This window comes from Nitrosomonas ureae, assembly GCF_900108305.1.
Classification (GTDB): Bacteria; Pseudomonadota; Gammaproteobacteria; order Burkholderiales; family Nitrosomonadaceae; genus Nitrosomonas; species Nitrosomonas ureae_B.
On sequence record NZ_FNUX01000003.1, the window covers coordinates 135,830 to 151,110 of the forward strand.

Genomic DNA, 15,281 nt, shown 5'->3' on the forward strand with positions numbered 1-15,281 from the left:
AATCCTATTTTTCTGGATATTTTAATTGTTCAAGGATAGCCGGATTCTCCAGCGTGGAAACATCCTGGGTGATTTCTTCACCTTTGGCAAGACTGCGCAATAGCCGACGCATAATTTTTCCGGATCGGGTTTTCGGTAAATTTTCTCCAAAACGAATTTCATCAGGCTTGGCAATAGGACCAATTTCTTTCGCCACCCACTCACGCAATGTATGAGTAATTTGCGTAATTTCCTCTGCGTGTGGATATTGGCCTTTTAGCACCACAAAAGCTATTACGGCTTCTCCTTTTATTTCATGTGGCTTACCAACCACGGCAGCCTCTGCAACTGAAGGGTGCGCTACCAGCGCCGATTCAATTTCCATCGTTCCCAACCTGTGTCCGGATACGTTCAGCACATCGTCAGTACGCCCCATGATCCAGAAATAACCTTCTATGTCACGATATGCGGAATCACCTGACACATAATATTTACCGCAACCAATATCCTTTGAAAAATACGCCTCTTTGAAGCGTTCAGAATCACCCCACAGGGTACGAATCTGTGAAGGAAATGGTTTCTTGATTACCAGAAAACCGCCCTTACCGTTTTCGACATCATGCCCAGCTTCATCGACTATCGCTGCCGAAATTCCCGGCAAAGGAAAAGTACATGAACCCGGCTTGAGCGCAATTGCACCCGGCGCCGGTGCAATCATATGGCTGCCTGTTTCCGTTTGCCACCAAGTATCAACGATCGGACAACGTGACCGGCCTACTTTTTCATAAAACCACATCCAAGCCTCCGGATTAATCGGCTCACCTACTGAGCCCAGCAATCGCAATGATGAAAGCTCGTATTGTTCGGGCAAATCCGCACCGAGCTTAATCAAGGAGCGAATTGCGGTGGGTGCCGTGTAAAATGTCGTAACTTTGTGTTTCTGTATAATTTCCCAAAAACGCCCGGCATTAGGATAAGTCGGTATTCCTTCAAAAATCACTTGGGTGGCCCCCATCGCAAGAGGTCCATAAGCCACATAACTGTGACCGGTAATCCAGCCGACATCCGCAGTACACCAAAACACATCGGCAGGCTTGTAGTCAAAAATCCATTGCATGCTTTCTTTGGTTCCAAGCAAATAGCCCGCGCTGGAATGTTGAACACCTTTAGGTTTACCCGTGGATCCAGAAGTATAAAGTGTAAATAATGGGTGTTCGGCACCTACCCATTCAGGTTCACATTGGAGGCCGGCATTTTCCGTAAACTCATGCCACCAAACATCACGCGCGGGATCAAATCGAATATCGGCACCCGTACGTTGATAAACCACGACCAATCGCACGAAAGCCGTATCAGCCTTACTCAAGGCTTCATCAACAATTAATTTGAGTGGATTGCGTTTACCCCCGCGCACCTGTTCATCGGCCGTGATAACTGCTACTGCACCCGCATCTTGGATGCGCTCATGCAAGCTTTTGGCTGAAAATCCGCCAAATACCACTGAATGAATTGCACCAATACGTGCGCAGGCCTGCATTGCAACAACCGCTTCAATACGCATCGGCATGTATATGACGACTCGATCTCCTTTGTTAATGTTTTGTGATTTCAGCGCATTGGCAAGCTTACAAACACGCTGATGAAGATCGTGGTACGTTGAGCGTATTATTTCTCCGTCATCGGATTCAAAAATGATAGCAACCTTATCGGCTTGCGTTTCCAGATGCCGATCAAGGCAATTATAAGAAACATTTAACTCACCATCACTGAACCACTGAAAAAATGGAGCCATCCGATCATTCAACACTTGCGTAAAAGGTTTATGCCATGCGATCTGTTCTTGTGCCCGTTTTGCCCAGAAACTCAGATTGTCGTCCTCCGCCTCCGCACATAAAGCTTGATACGCCTCAAAACTGGGTATGTTGGCTTTGCTGGAAAATTCTTTCGCAGGTGAGAAAATTCGGGTTTCTTTTAATATTGATTCAATGGTCGGCATGCTTGGTCTCCAGTACTTGCAGTTCAATACACTGAATCAGAATTGTATCATTGGCACTCTAATAGATACGGCATTCTTATTTCAAGAGCAGATAAACCGAGCCCATAATCCTACAAAAAAGCTGACAGCAGAGACACGAACAATAAACGTTGAAAATCGCTAAGGCAGTACTCTTTTGCGAAGTTTATATTCCATATTTTATAAATATTTGTTAAAATTGATGTAGTAGATGCGATGGGCTTTTTCAGCCCATTTTTTATTTGTGGTGGAGCTATGGCACTGGAAGAATTACTGGAATCAACTCTGCGTGGTTTAGGTTATGAGTTGGTCGAAGTGGAACGATCAGCACACAACAAATTGCTAAGAATATTTGTAGATAAGGCTGAGGGTATCTGCATTGACGATTGCGTAACGATCAGCAACCACTTAAGCCGATTATTAGCAGTCGAAAATATTGATTATGGCCGATTAGAGGTTTCATCACCAGGATTAGACAGGCCCTTACGGAGAGAAGCGGATTTTCTTCGGTTTAGAGGAGAAACAATAAAATTAAAGTTGCGCATCCCCTTAGAGGGTCAAAAAAATTTTGTAGGGATATTACGAGAAGTGGATAATGGCATAATAAAACTTGAAATCGAAGGAAAGTTATTAGACCTTGAATTAAGTAACGTCGGAAAAGCTCGTTTGGTTCCAAAATTGTAGGATAAGGATTTAACTGGAGGATTATGAGCCGCGAAATTTTACTGTTAGTTGATGCATTAGCGCGTGAAAAATCAGTTGAAAAAGAAATTGTTTTCACAGCCTTGGAGCTTGCATTATCATCCGCCACCAAGAAACGGTTTCAAGAGGATATTGAAACACGCATTTCTATCGATAGAGAAACAGGAGATCATCAATCTTTCCGTCGCTGGTTGGTTGTAAACGACGATTCCGTGGAAGATTCAGCGCGCCAAGTCGTTTTAAGTGATGCAATAAAAATTGATGCTAATATCCAAGTGGGCGATTATCTTGAAAAACCCCTGGAGCCTATCGAATTCGGGCGTATCGGAGCACAAGCGGCAAAGCAAGTGATTTTCCAGAAAATACGTGAAGCAGAACGCGAACAAACTCTGAATGATTTTCTTGAACGAGAAGATTATTTAATTAACGGCACGATTAAGCGCATGGAGCGCGGCAATGCCATTATTGAGTCCGGAAAAATTGAAGCGGAATTGCCACGCGACCAGATGATACCTAAAGAAAACTTGCGCGTCGGTGATCGCGTGCGTGCCTATTTATACAAGGTTGATCGTGCGGCCAGGGGGCCACAACTAAAACTTTCACGCATCTCTCCCGAATTTCTAATGAAGTTATTCGAATTAGAAGTTCCAGAGATTGAAGAAGGTCTATTGGAAATTAAAGCAGCTGCCCGTGACCCAGGATCACGCGCCAAGATCGCCGTTAAATCGAACGATCAACGCATTGACCCTATTGGAACCTGCGTAGGCATGCGCGGATCCCGTGTACAAGCAGTGATTAGCGAGTTGGCGGGTGAGCGCGTTGATATCATTTTGTGGTCCGATGACCCTGCCACTTTCATTATTAATGCATTGGCACCTGCAGAAATCAGCAGCATCATGGTCGATGAAGAAAAACACAGCATGGATATTGTCGTCGACGATGATAATCTCGCGCAGGCTATTGGCCGGGGCGGGCAAAATGTACGTTTAGCTTCCGAGCTAACAGGCTGGGAGCTCAATATCATGACCATTGAGGAATCTAAAACCAAGCAAGAACAGGAAACATCACAAATCTGTCAACTTTTCATGCAAAAATTGGATGTTGATGAAGAAATTGCAGAAATACTTATGCAGGAAGGTTTTGTTTCTCTTGAAGAAGTAGCTTATATCCCATTAAATGAGATGCTGGAAATCGAATCATTAGACGAAGAAACAGTCAATGAGATAAGAAATCGGGCGCGCAATGTATTATTGACAGATGCTATTGCTAATGAAGAAAAAGTCGAGCATGTTGCCGAAGATTTGCTTTCAATCGAAGGAATGGATATTAATATTATTCGAGAGTTGGCAGCAAAGGGTATCATTACCCAATCTGATTTGGCTGATTTAGCTGCTGATGACTTGGTTGAGATAACCGGTATTGATATTAAACTTGCAAGTCAATTAATTATTAAAGCACGTGAACCCTGGTTTACTTAATTTTAATAACTGGTTAGTAATAGATTAGCCGACATGTTTTATTTTAGTGGAACCATCTGTAGTTTTGATTGTTGAAAGGTTATAAATGGCTCAAATGAGTGTGGAACAATTTGCGAATGAACTGGGTTTGCTACCGGCAGTGCTGCTGGAGCAGCTTAAAGCTGCCGGTGTAAAAAAGATGCTGGCAGAAGACAGTTTAACTGAGCAAGATAAAGCTCTACTACTTGATTATCTTAGGAAAACCCACGGCACAACTGAGACCAAAAGCAAAGTTACTCTAACACGCCGACAAACCTCTGAGATTCGAAAATCTGACAGTACCGGCCGAGCACGGACCATTCAAGTAGAAGTTAGAAAAAGACGCGTCCTGACAAAACCAATGATGACTGGAGATGCTGACGCTACACCGGCAATGGCGAGTAAATCGGCGGATGTCACAAAGCAAGCTGCTGCGGGATCCATCATTGATGAAAATCAATTGGCTCTGCGCAATGAAGAAGCAAGAAAACAAGCTGAGCTAATTGCACTTCAAGCTGAGGAAGTAAGACAAAAAAGAGCGCGCAAAAGCACTGAAGCAACTGATCATGCACAAAAGAAAGCTACCAAAGCGGAAATAATTACTGAAACCAGTCCGACAACAATCAATCCGCAGTCTTCAGAAACTGCTCAACCCATTACGGATGTACACCCGCCAATCACCGCCAAGAATAATGAAATTGAACAACAAGGCAATACAGATTCACAATCCAGCCCGACTGGCGGGACATTACATAAACCTATAGTAAAAGCTGAAGAAAAAACGGATAAGAAAAAGAAACAAGCCAAGCAACAAGTCGTTTGGAAAGATGAAAATACCAAAAAACGGGGTGTCAAAACCCATGGCGACCTTACGGGCGGACAAGGATGGAGAACCCGTAGAGATAAGCATAGTAAGCCTACCCATACGGAAGAACAGAATATTCATGGATTCTCCGCTCCGACGGAACCGATTGTGCGCGACGTTATGGTGCCGGAAACCATTTCGGTAGGTGCACTTGCGCAGAAAATGTCGGTTAAGGCTGCTGATGTCATTAAAGTATTGATGAAAATGGGCAGCATGGTGACGATCAATCAAATGTTGGATCAAGATACCGCCATGATCGTTGTGGAAGAAATGGGACATACTGCAAAATATGCCGAATTGGATAACCCGGAAAACTTCCTTGCCGACCGTGAATCTTCAATTACTGAAGTAGAATTGGTTGCGCGCGCTCCTGTAGTTACTGTTATGGGCCATGTTGATCATGGAAAAACTTCATTATTGGACTACATTCGTCGCACGCGTGTTGCTGGCGGAGAGGCTGGCGGCATTACCCAGCATATCGGCGCTTACCATGTAGAAACTGATCACGGCATGATCACCTTCTTAGACACGCCCGGCCATGAAGCATTTACCGCAATGCGTGCACGTGGCACCAAAATTACCGATATCGTTATTCTCGTAGTCGCCGCAGATGATGGTGTTATGCCTCAAACTATTGAAGCGATTCATCATGCAAAAGCGGCAAAACTGCCTATTATTGTGGCAGTCAATAAAATTGATAAGCCTGACGCGAATGCTGAACGCATTAGACAGGAATTGATTGCCCACGAGGTTTTACCTGAAGAATGGGGGGGCGATACAATGTTCGTTGAGGTTTCGGCTAAAACAGGTCAAGGTATTGATACCTTACTGGAAACCATATTACTACAAGCTGAAGTACTGGAACTCAAAGCACCGGTCAATACCCCCGCCAAAGGGATCGTGATTGAATCACGCCTGGATAAAGGCCGCGGTCCCGTCGCTACAATTCTGGTGCAATCAGGAATACTGAAACGCGGCGATGCGCTGCTGGCTGGCGCGGTGTTTGGTAAGGTACGAGCCATGAATGACGAAAATGGTAAAGCAATCAAACAAGCAGGAACATCTATTCCGGTTGAAATCCAGGGTTTATCCGAAGTTCCTGAAGCTGGCGAGACAGTTCTTGCATTGGATGACGAACGAAAAGCACGGGAAATCGCATTATTCCGGCAAGGTAAATACCGGGATGTAAAATTTGCCAAACAACAGGCCGCAAAACTCGAAAACGTTTTTGATCAACAAGAAGATGTGAAAATATTATCATTGATCATTAAAGCGGATGTTCAGGGATCCTGTGGCGCATTGGCATATGCTTTACAGAAACTGGCAACTGATGAAGTTAAGGTCAACATTATCCACAGCGCAGTGGGCGCGATTATTGAATCAGATGTCAATTTGTCGATAGCATCAAAAGCTGTGATTATTGGTTTTAATGTCCGCGCAGATGCAGGCGCGCGCAAATTAATAGCTTCCAACGGCGTCGATGTGCGTTATTACAATATCATTTACGAAGCCGTTGAAGAAATAAAAGCAGCACTCTCAGGATTAATGTCACCTGAACGCAAAGAAAGTATTTTAGGCTTGATTGATATTCGTGAAATCTATCGTATACCTAAGGTAGGTGCAGTAGCCGGATGCTACGTATTGGATGGCATCGTCAAGAGGAATTCGTTAGTCAGAGTATTACGGGATGACTTAGTAATTCACAGCTGCGAGCTTGATTCGCTGAAGCGCTTTAAAGATGATGTTAAAGAAGTCAGAGAAGGCTTTGAATGTGGTTTATCACTCAAGAATTTTAATGATATTCAAGTAGGCGACCAATTGGAAGTCTATGAAATTGTCGAAACTGCACGCTTCCTATAGCAAGTGCTCACACGACATATATAGCACACATGCCCAAAGATTTTTCCCGTAGTTTACGTATAGCTGATCAAATACAGCGTGAATTAGCAGACTTAATACAAAATGAAATCAAGGATCCACGCATCAAACAAATTACCATCACCGCTGTCGAGGTAACGCGCGATTATAGTCACGCCAAGATTTTTTACACTACGCTAGTGCATCAGGATGAAGTTCTTTTGACAGAGAAAGGCTTGGAGCACGCCAAAGGTTTTTTACGCTCAAATTTATCTCACCGCATGAAATTGCGCCTTGTACCACAACTCCATTTTATTTATGATGAGTCAGTTGAGCGCGGTGTTCGCTTGTCAAAATTAATCGACGAAGCCATCGCCCAAGATAAGGCAATCCATCAAACAGATTCAGATAAATAATCAATTTCAGTTGACTCCACATTAGTATTTCACCGAATAATTTGATTAAGTCTAGAAAACGTAATATCAGTGGCGTCTTATTATTGGATAAGCCTTATGGAATTTCTTCCAATAAGGCATTGCAGACTGCAAAACAATTGCTCTTTGCCGCCAAATGTGGACATACCGGCACGCTGGATCCTATGGCCACCGGATTACTGCCGATTTGTTTTGGCGAAGCTACAAAATTCTCATCAATGCTGTTGGGTGCCGACAAAACCTATGAAGCAACATTGAAGCTCGGTTTTATGAGCACTACCGGTGATGCGGAAGGCATAATCAGCCAGGTTGCCGCAACTGTTCAAAACCCGACATTCACAGCGTGTCAGCAAACACTGTCGCAATTTATCGGAAAAATCAAACAAATGCCGCCCATGTTCAGCGCACTCAAACATCACGGCAAACCACTTTATTGTTATGCCAGAAATGGTGAAACCATTGAACGTCAAGCACGCGAAATAACCATCCATGGAATTCAAATTCGATCACTCAACTGCGATGAATTGCAATTAAGCATTCAATGCGGTACCGGCACTTACGTCCGGGTACTCGCTGAAGACATTGGCAAAGCGCTGGGATGCGGCGGAGCCTACTTGACTGGCTTACGACGCACTGCAATTGATCGTTTTAATTTATCACAAGCCTATACTTTATCCGCACTTGAAAATATGAGTGCATCTGAACGCGACAATTCTTTATTACCCATAGATTATTTGCTGCAAGATTACCCTTCAATTACTCTAGATCGTTTGAGCGCATTACATATTCAACAGGGACGCAATATTTTATGCCCATCAGCCATGCATGGCGTTATCAAGAACGGAAGGCAAGTGCGATTGTATACCGAGCAGGATCAGTTCTTAGGACTGGGTGAGATCACAATAGAGCAAACTATTGCAGTAAAACGATTGCTTTCAGATTCCTATTTACTAAAATGCACCGCACAAAATCTCTCCAGTTAATGTCTCCCCTCCAGACCGATCATTGCACCAGGAATCTCGCGCATCAATGCAACAATAATCTTTTCATTAACTCATGAGATTCGTATTGTTTCAACCGAGCATCAAGTTAACGCATTTCTGAATTCAGAGAGCCACCCTGTTGCGAAGGATCGCGATTTAGCATGACGGCAAATAAATCATGCGCATCCGATCCAGTAATTTGCACGTCGATGAACTCACCTGGTTGCAGATGTTCAGCATTTTCCACATAAACCAATCCATCAATCTCCGGCGCATCCGCACTACTTCGCGCAATCACTTGACCCTCAGTTAATTCGTCAATCATAACCGTCATTTTATGACCTACTTTCGCAGCCAATCGTTGGCGGCTGATCTCTTCCTGCCGCTGCATGAAACGCGCTTGACGATCTTGTTTTATTGCTTCGGGGATGTGGTCAGACAATTGATTGGCAGCAGCACCCTCAACAGGAGAGTACGTAAAGCAACCTACGCGATCTAATTGCGCTTCCTGTAAAAAGGCTAGAAGATCTTCAAATTCCGCCTCGGTCTCACCCGGAAAACCAACAATGAAGGTGCTTCGCAATGTAATATCAGGGCAAATTTTCCGCCATTGCTGAATTCGAGCCAAATTATTCTCGGCACTTGCGGGCCGTTTCATCATTCTGAGAATGCGTGGATTTGCATGCTGAAATGGCACGTCCAAGTAGGGCAATATTTTACCTTCAGCCATGAGCGGAATGACTGCATCCACATGCGGATAGGGATAAACATAGTGCAGCCTCACCCACACTCCCAATGACCCCAAAGCATGCGCAAGTTCGGTCAGGCGGGTTTTTACCGGCCTTCCCTGCCAGAAACCGGTACGGTATTTCACATCAACACCGTACGCACTGGTATCCTGCGAAATAATCAACAGCTCTTTCACCCCGGCATTCACCAAGTGTTCGGCCTCCTGCATCACTTGATGAATCGGACGGCTAACCAAATCGCCACGCATTGATGGAATAATACAAAACGTACACCGATGATTACAGCCTTCAGAAATTTTTACATACGCATAATGTTTCGGCGTTAACCGTATTCCTTGCGGCGGTATCAAACTGGTATAAGGATCATGAGGCTGCGGCAAATGCGTATGAATTGCGGACATGACTTCTGGCAGCGCATGCGGTCCGGTAACCGCCAACACCTGTGGATGGGCTTTTTTGACGACGTCTCCATCTTCCCTGGCACCGAGACAACCTGTCACGATCACTTTACCATTCTCTGCCAAAGCTTCGCCAATGGCATCCAGTGATTCTTCAACCGCGCTATCAATAAACCCGCAGGTATTGACCACGACCAAGTCTGCATCCTGGTATGAGGCCGATATTTCATAACCTTCGGCCCGCAACTGGGTCAATATTTGTTCTGAGTCAACCAAGGCTTTGGGACACCCCAGAGAGACAAAGCCAACTTTTTGTGAAAACTGCTTACCTGCTGACATAAATAATTATTTGGAGATAGTTATAGTGAAAACATTTGGATTGTATCTGAATACCGATTCAAACAATTCGTTTCTCTCGATCAGTGACAGAACAATCAAAAGCCCTGCAAATTCGGCAACACCGATAGAAAGTAATTAGCCTCAACTTGTGACTGATTACACGGATCCAGTAAATCGGGCGGCGTCAATAATTGACCAGAGATGAAAAATCCCACCGATGACTGCAGGAATAATCAGCACTGCAAAAAAATAACCTGTGCCACAAATAGCAAAAAACAAAAAAGCCGGCAGCAAACGCCCCTGCACCAGCTGCCCTAATCCCGGTATAAAAAAACTGCATACTGCAGCGATGACATTTCCACCTGATCCTTGTCCTGACATCATTTTCCCTCTTGATATTTTTTTCTACAATCACAGAACTATGTTGCCTTCCCGATGGATGTATCTTCATTCATTGTAGGCTACTCATAATCAATACCTATCATATCACCCGCCATTCTTTTTTCACGAATTTCGTTTAGATTATCTAGTTTAAAAATTCTCTGAGATGCTCTGATTGTTCCCGGAATTCTGGACTGTAATGCGTTCTGGGTAATTTTCTCATCTTTAGCCTCCATTTCATGTTCATCCTTTATGAAACATTGGACTTCATGAAAATCAGCATACCTCAAAGTGCTTGCCGGCTGTACGTACGGGTAGTTTTATGTCGCACCCGTGTGCGATCAGTTACACACCGCAGTACGGCTGCGGATAACTTGCTTCACTACTGTAAATTGAATGTTACAAACCTAGAAAATATATCATGTTAAACATTAAATCACTAAGCTTTTGATAAATATCATATCTTAAGATATTCTTAAATAATATCACAGATATCTGGCGAATCAATTGTACCGATCATAGTACCGTTTTAATCTGGAATAAAAAGCCGCCCATCGCTGAATTGAAAAACCACCGTTTAAACCAGTTTCTTATGCATGCGCGGCGGCAACCTTCGTTTACCTGGCATTAAAGCTATTAAATCAGCTGATTGTGAAACTCTTGATGTCAATCATTCGGCTTGAATTTATTCCTGTTTATGCGCTACGGCAGCGCGAATCAAAAACCCCCAACCTCTAAAGTAAAACATAAAGGCAGGCTACGGGAGCGCTGTAACTTTTTAGTTACAAGTTTAACTGCCCTATCGATAATTTTCTGCTTTTATCCCTACTATTACTATTAAAAATCAACATAATCAGCTACCTATATAACATGGCATGTAAACTGCTAATCGATTATGGACAACCGTCTATTCATTAATCGCCGGGTTGTTTAGGAATTTGAAAAATATGGCAAATAACGGAATCTAAACCAAACTAGTGAGGAAAGCAGAAATGAATGAAATAATCACAACAACAGGTGTAACCATCACGCTTGATGAATCAGCTGGATTGCAGAATTTGACTGCTACTCCTGCACCGGGTGGCGACGCGAACGATAATGACATCGCTAACTCAGCTCTTCCTTCAGTCTTCTCTGCCCGGTTGACAGCGCTTGGACTAGGATCCCCAACAATTGGCACCGCCTTAAGCGGCTATACCGGCGCTGCAGGAAACACGGGCAGCAATATTATCAGCGTCACGCCAGAGCCCGGCGGAACCATTACCGATCTCGGCTTCGTCGGTCCCGGTGGTGCGCCGCTTAATGGGTTAGATAGTGATCTAAACACCCTCACCGGCACTAACATCCTTCTCTATACGGATACGAACAACAACATTGTCCTGGGCCGTGCGGGTGCTGCTGACGGTCCGATCGTGTTCGCTCTTTATTTGGAAGAAACCGGAACGCCGGTGTCGGGCGCCAAAATCTGGTCTGTACAGTACGCCCCCCTCGAGAATATAGACCCCACCAACCCCGACGACTCGCTGAATCTACTGGATAAGGTCTTTGTTGCCGCCAGTCAGGACCTGGAATTCAGTCTTGCCAATGCGCCTTCCGGACAGAACCTGTTCCTGATGTTTACGACGGCGAACCCGACAACCGTAGATGATAACGGTGTTACCCGGATCACAGATCCCGCCATCATAGCCACTGGAAAGGATCCGGCAAACCAATCTACCGGGGCGAATATAACCACTGGCGACACGGTCAATAGCAGCCAAGGGGGTGGTACGACAACCTTCGGCACCAACAGCCAGATGATCGTCGAAGGCGATGGTATCCATTTTTCGTTCGTAACGGGTGCGCGACAGAACGTGACCATTCCCAACCTGGATCAAAACGAGGCGGATGTCGAAGCCAATATTGACTTTACCGATGTTTTCGATGCAAGAGCGGCCACTTTCGACGTTGTCCAGTTACAGAGCGGCAAGAGTGCCGTGGTTAAAGTCAGCGCCTTGAGCACTGATTCGGAACCAGGCGTAGATTTCATTGACGGATATGGGGACGATAACTCAGTTCCCATTACGCACGTCAAAGTCGCCTTGCAAAATGGAACTGTCCTCATCGATACGAGTACCGGTGGAACGGCTAACGGCGTGACGGTAGCTTTCAATACCGGAGTCGCGACAATATCCGGAATAAAAGCCGGTTACAATATTGAATACACCACAACCGCCGATCATAACCGCGTACTCGTCGAGAATGCTGGTTCAGGCAGAGGAAATGCCAGCGCTGATTTTGATATCGGCGGCTTCCAGCTGCTCCAGGTCTCCGCGACAACAGTCGAAGTCGGCTCCAAAGTAAACTTTGAGGATGATGGGCCGAGCATCAATACGACGGGTACAGAGCCCACGCTGACGGTGGACGAAACGGTGCTGGCGACCAACGACACGAAGAACTTTGCTGCCAATTTTACCTCCGCGTTTGGGACGGATGGAGCGGGTACGTTGACCTTTGCGCTAGGCATCAGCGCCTCGGGGGTGGACTCGGAACTGGTGGATACGGCCACCAATAACCCAGTATTTCTGTTCCTGGAATCCGGAGTGGTGGTGGGCCGCGAGGGCACGGACGCCGCCAATGCGGTCGGCGGGGACGTCGTGTTCACGGTGGGTGTGGTCCCCTCGGGGGTCGATGCGGGCGACGTCACGCTCGACCAGCAGCGGGCGGTAGTGCATCCTGATGCGACCAATCCCGATGACGCGAAGAGCCTGTTGGTGGACACTTTGGTGACGCTGACCGGAACCATCATCGACGAGGACGGCGACAGCCAGAGCGCCACGCTCAACATCGGACAGAACTTGGTATTCGAGGACGATGGGCCGACGGTGACGGCGAACAGCCTCGTGAAGCTGGATGACGATGCGCTGGCGGGCAATCCGGGCGGCACGGGCGATGACATCGATGCGGAGAATGTCTCCGGCACGCTGGCGCATAGCTTCGGTGCGGATGGCGCGGGCTCGATCGCCTACCTGACCACGGGCGCGCCGGCGGGCTTCAGCTATGTGGCCGACGGTGACAACCTGCTGGTCCAGCAGGGTGGGGTCACGGTCTTGACGCTGACGCTGAACACCGCGACGGGGGCCTACCTGGTGACACAGAATGCGCCGATCGTGCATGCGGCGGGCCTGGACGAGAACAACCAGGCGTTCACCATCAACTACCGGGTGACCGATGGCGATGGCGACACGGCGGATGGCACGCTGGCGCTCGATGTCGATGACGATACACCGACGGTGGCGGCGAACAGCCTCGTGAAGCTGGATGACGATGCGCTGGCGGGCAATCCGGGCGGCACGGGCGATGACATCGATGCGGAGAATGTCTCCGGTACGCTGGCGCATAGCTTCGGTGCAGATGGCGCGGGCTCGATCGCCTACCTGACCACGGGCGCGCCGGCGGGCTTCAGCTATGTGGCCGACGGTGACAACCTGCTGGTCAAGCAGGGCACGACCACGGTCTTGACGATGACGCTGAACACCGCGACGGGCGCCTACCTGGTGACACAGAACGCGCCGATCGCGCATGCGGCGGGTCTGGACGAGAACAACCAGGCGTTCACCATCAACTACCGCGTGGCCGACGGCGATGGCGACACGGCGGATGGCACGCTGGCGATCGATGTCGACGACGACACGCCGACACTTGATTTTGGCAACCTGGTAGGCACCGGCACCATCGCCCCGCAATACGGGGAATGGAACGGGTCTGTTGGCGCTGATCAACCAGGTAATCTTGACATTTCTTTGAGTCAATTCCAACTTGTTAGACCGGATGGTTCGACGATCGCTGGGTCGAGTTTCACATTCAATGAACTGGCTGGTTCTCCTAACCCCGCCGGTGATTTCCTCTTTGCAGGTTCGCTCACTGCCGACTTCGACAACAATGCAGGCACGGCTGATACGACGGTTGACTTCACGCTTACGGCGCTGCAAAACGGGCGCTATGTATTCGACTTGATACAGGGATTTGGCTCGACGATCACATTCAGCAGTGCCAATGGATCCCTTGATGCGGGCGGTCCGGATGCCGTGCGAACCTTGACTATCCCTCCTGACGAGCAAGTAGTCTTTTTCGGTTTGCAGGCTACAACCTCTGATAGTGACATAGTATCCGCCATTGGGTTGGGAGAACCCGATCTCACCGAGGCTCAAATCGAGGCGGGAGGTTTTTCATTTCTTGGTTCCGCAAACATGAATGTCAGTACTTCCGGCATAGGAATCGGCAATAACAACCTTGATGGGAACGGCACGGCAGGAATAAACGCCGGTGATGAAAGCTTTGTCATCAATCCTGAAACTTTATTAACCGGTGTGAAAGTTTTCATCGACAATTCGGTAGGAGGTTATGATCCAGCGACCGAGGAGTTGTACTACAAGATTTTCTTCGATGACGGCACTAATTCAGGCAGCATAAAAGTGTTGAGTGGTGATTTGACTTCCGAGGCTGGAGGGCAGAAATCCTTTGCCATCGATACACAAGGTGCAAAGCTGATCGACTCTGTTCAACTCACCATGGGCAAGGGCGTTATCAAGGTGCCGGTGATTGAGTTCATCAAGTCGACCGAAAATCTTGCCAGCGACGTTAAACTTGACTTCAGCGCGTCGCTGACGGATGCCGATAGCGACACGGCAACCAGTAATTTTTCGGTTGACCTGTTCGCCAACGACTTGGGTCAGACTTTTGACTTTACACTGGTCGGTGCTTCCAGCGACCTGGACGGCTTCGATGTCGATCTGTCTGCTTCTCAAGTTTCCTACAAGATCGAGGGTTTTGATAAGCCGGCTGACAAACTGTTTCTTCTTGGGGATTCAGGTGCTGGTGTTTCGATTGACAATAGCGGGGCTAACAGCATCGTTTCCGTAACTGAGACGACCGGAGGGCAAACCACTGTTATTACCGTGGTAGGTGTGGACCTTGCTTCATCGGATATTGTTCTTATATAGAGCATCATCCTATTTGACATCATCCGAGGGAACCGGGGATACTCAAGTCCCGGCTTGGATAAGGAAATAATAGTAGATTGTAAAAAACGCTCCCCCGCCAAC

Annotated in this window: 10 protein-coding genes; 6 read left to right on the top strand and 4 right to left on the bottom strand. The window is 46.9% G+C overall.

Annotation, left to right across the window (positions count from 1 at the left end; all coding sequences use genetic code 11):
* Positions 1-4: 4 nt before the first annotated feature.
* Positions 5-1,975, bottom strand: coding sequence for an acetate--CoA ligase (gene acs, locus C4S39_RS03170; protein ID WP_103965600.1), 1,971 nt, complete (start codon positions 1,973-1,975; stop codon positions 5-7).
* 273 nt (positions 1,976-2,248) lie between these two features.
* On the opposite strand from acs, the gene rimP reads away from it, so the two are divergent.
* The 5 genes from rimP (at position 2,249) to truB (ending at position 8,330) form a co-directional block, all read left to right on the top strand.
* Complete coding sequence (gene rimP, locus C4S39_RS03175; RefSeq protein ID WP_181023741.1) at positions 2,249-2,677, top strand: ribosome maturation factor RimP; 429 nt, start codon at positions 2,249-2,251, stop codon at positions 2,675-2,677.
* A gap of 23 nt (positions 2,678-2,700) precedes the next feature.
* A complete protein-coding gene (gene nusA, locus C4S39_RS03180; RefSeq protein ID WP_103965602.1) occupies positions 2,701-4,173 on the top strand; it encodes a transcription termination factor NusA in 1,473 nt (490 codons plus the stop codon).
* Between the two features lie 85 nt (positions 4,174-4,258).
* Positions 4,259-6,916 carry a translation initiation factor IF-2 gene (gene infB, locus C4S39_RS03185; protein ID WP_103965603.1) on the top strand — a complete coding sequence of 886 codons (2,658 nt, stop codon included), beginning with the start codon at positions 4,259-4,261 and terminating at the stop codon, positions 6,914-6,916.
* A gap of 29 nt (positions 6,917-6,945) precedes the next feature.
* Entirely contained in the window at positions 6,946-7,329 is a 384-nt protein-coding gene (rbfA, locus tag C4S39_RS03190) for a 30S ribosome-binding factor RbfA (protein WP_103965604.1), read from the top strand.
* Positions 7,330-7,370: 41 nt separating this feature from the next.
* Positions 7,371-8,330: a tRNA pseudouridine(55) synthase TruB gene (truB, locus tag C4S39_RS03195; protein WP_103965605.1), complete on the top strand. Its 960-nt coding sequence runs from the start codon at positions 7,371-7,373 to the stop codon at positions 8,328-8,330.
* 106 nt (positions 8,331-8,436) lie between these two features.
* On the opposite strand, the gene rimO is transcribed toward truB, so the two are convergent.
* The 3 genes from rimO to C4S39_RS15225 form a co-directional block, all read right to left on the bottom strand.
* Entirely contained in the window at positions 8,437-9,816 is a 1,380-nt protein-coding gene (rimO, locus tag C4S39_RS03200; RefSeq protein WP_103965606.1) for a 30S ribosomal protein S12 methylthiotransferase RimO, read from the bottom strand.
* A gap of 156 nt (positions 9,817-9,972) precedes the next feature.
* A complete protein-coding gene (locus C4S39_RS03205) occupies positions 9,973-10,200 on the bottom strand; it encodes a hypothetical protein (protein ID WP_219817909.1) in 228 nt (75 codons plus the stop codon).
* Between the two features lie 77 nt (positions 10,201-10,277).
* Positions 10,278-10,433 (bottom strand): hypothetical protein, encoded by a 156-nt coding sequence (locus tag C4S39_RS15225; RefSeq protein ID WP_181023744.1) that lies wholly within the window; start codon positions 10,431-10,433, stop codon positions 10,278-10,280.
* A gap of 756 nt (positions 10,434-11,189) precedes the next feature.
* Here C4S39_RS15225 and C4S39_RS03210 point away from each other — a divergent pair.
* On the top strand, positions 11,190-15,179 hold the full coding sequence (locus C4S39_RS03210) for a DUF5801 repeats-in-toxin domain-containing protein (protein ID WP_219817910.1): 3,990 nt from the start codon (positions 11,190-11,192) through the stop codon (positions 15,177-15,179).
* Positions 15,180-15,281 lie beyond the last annotated feature (102 nt).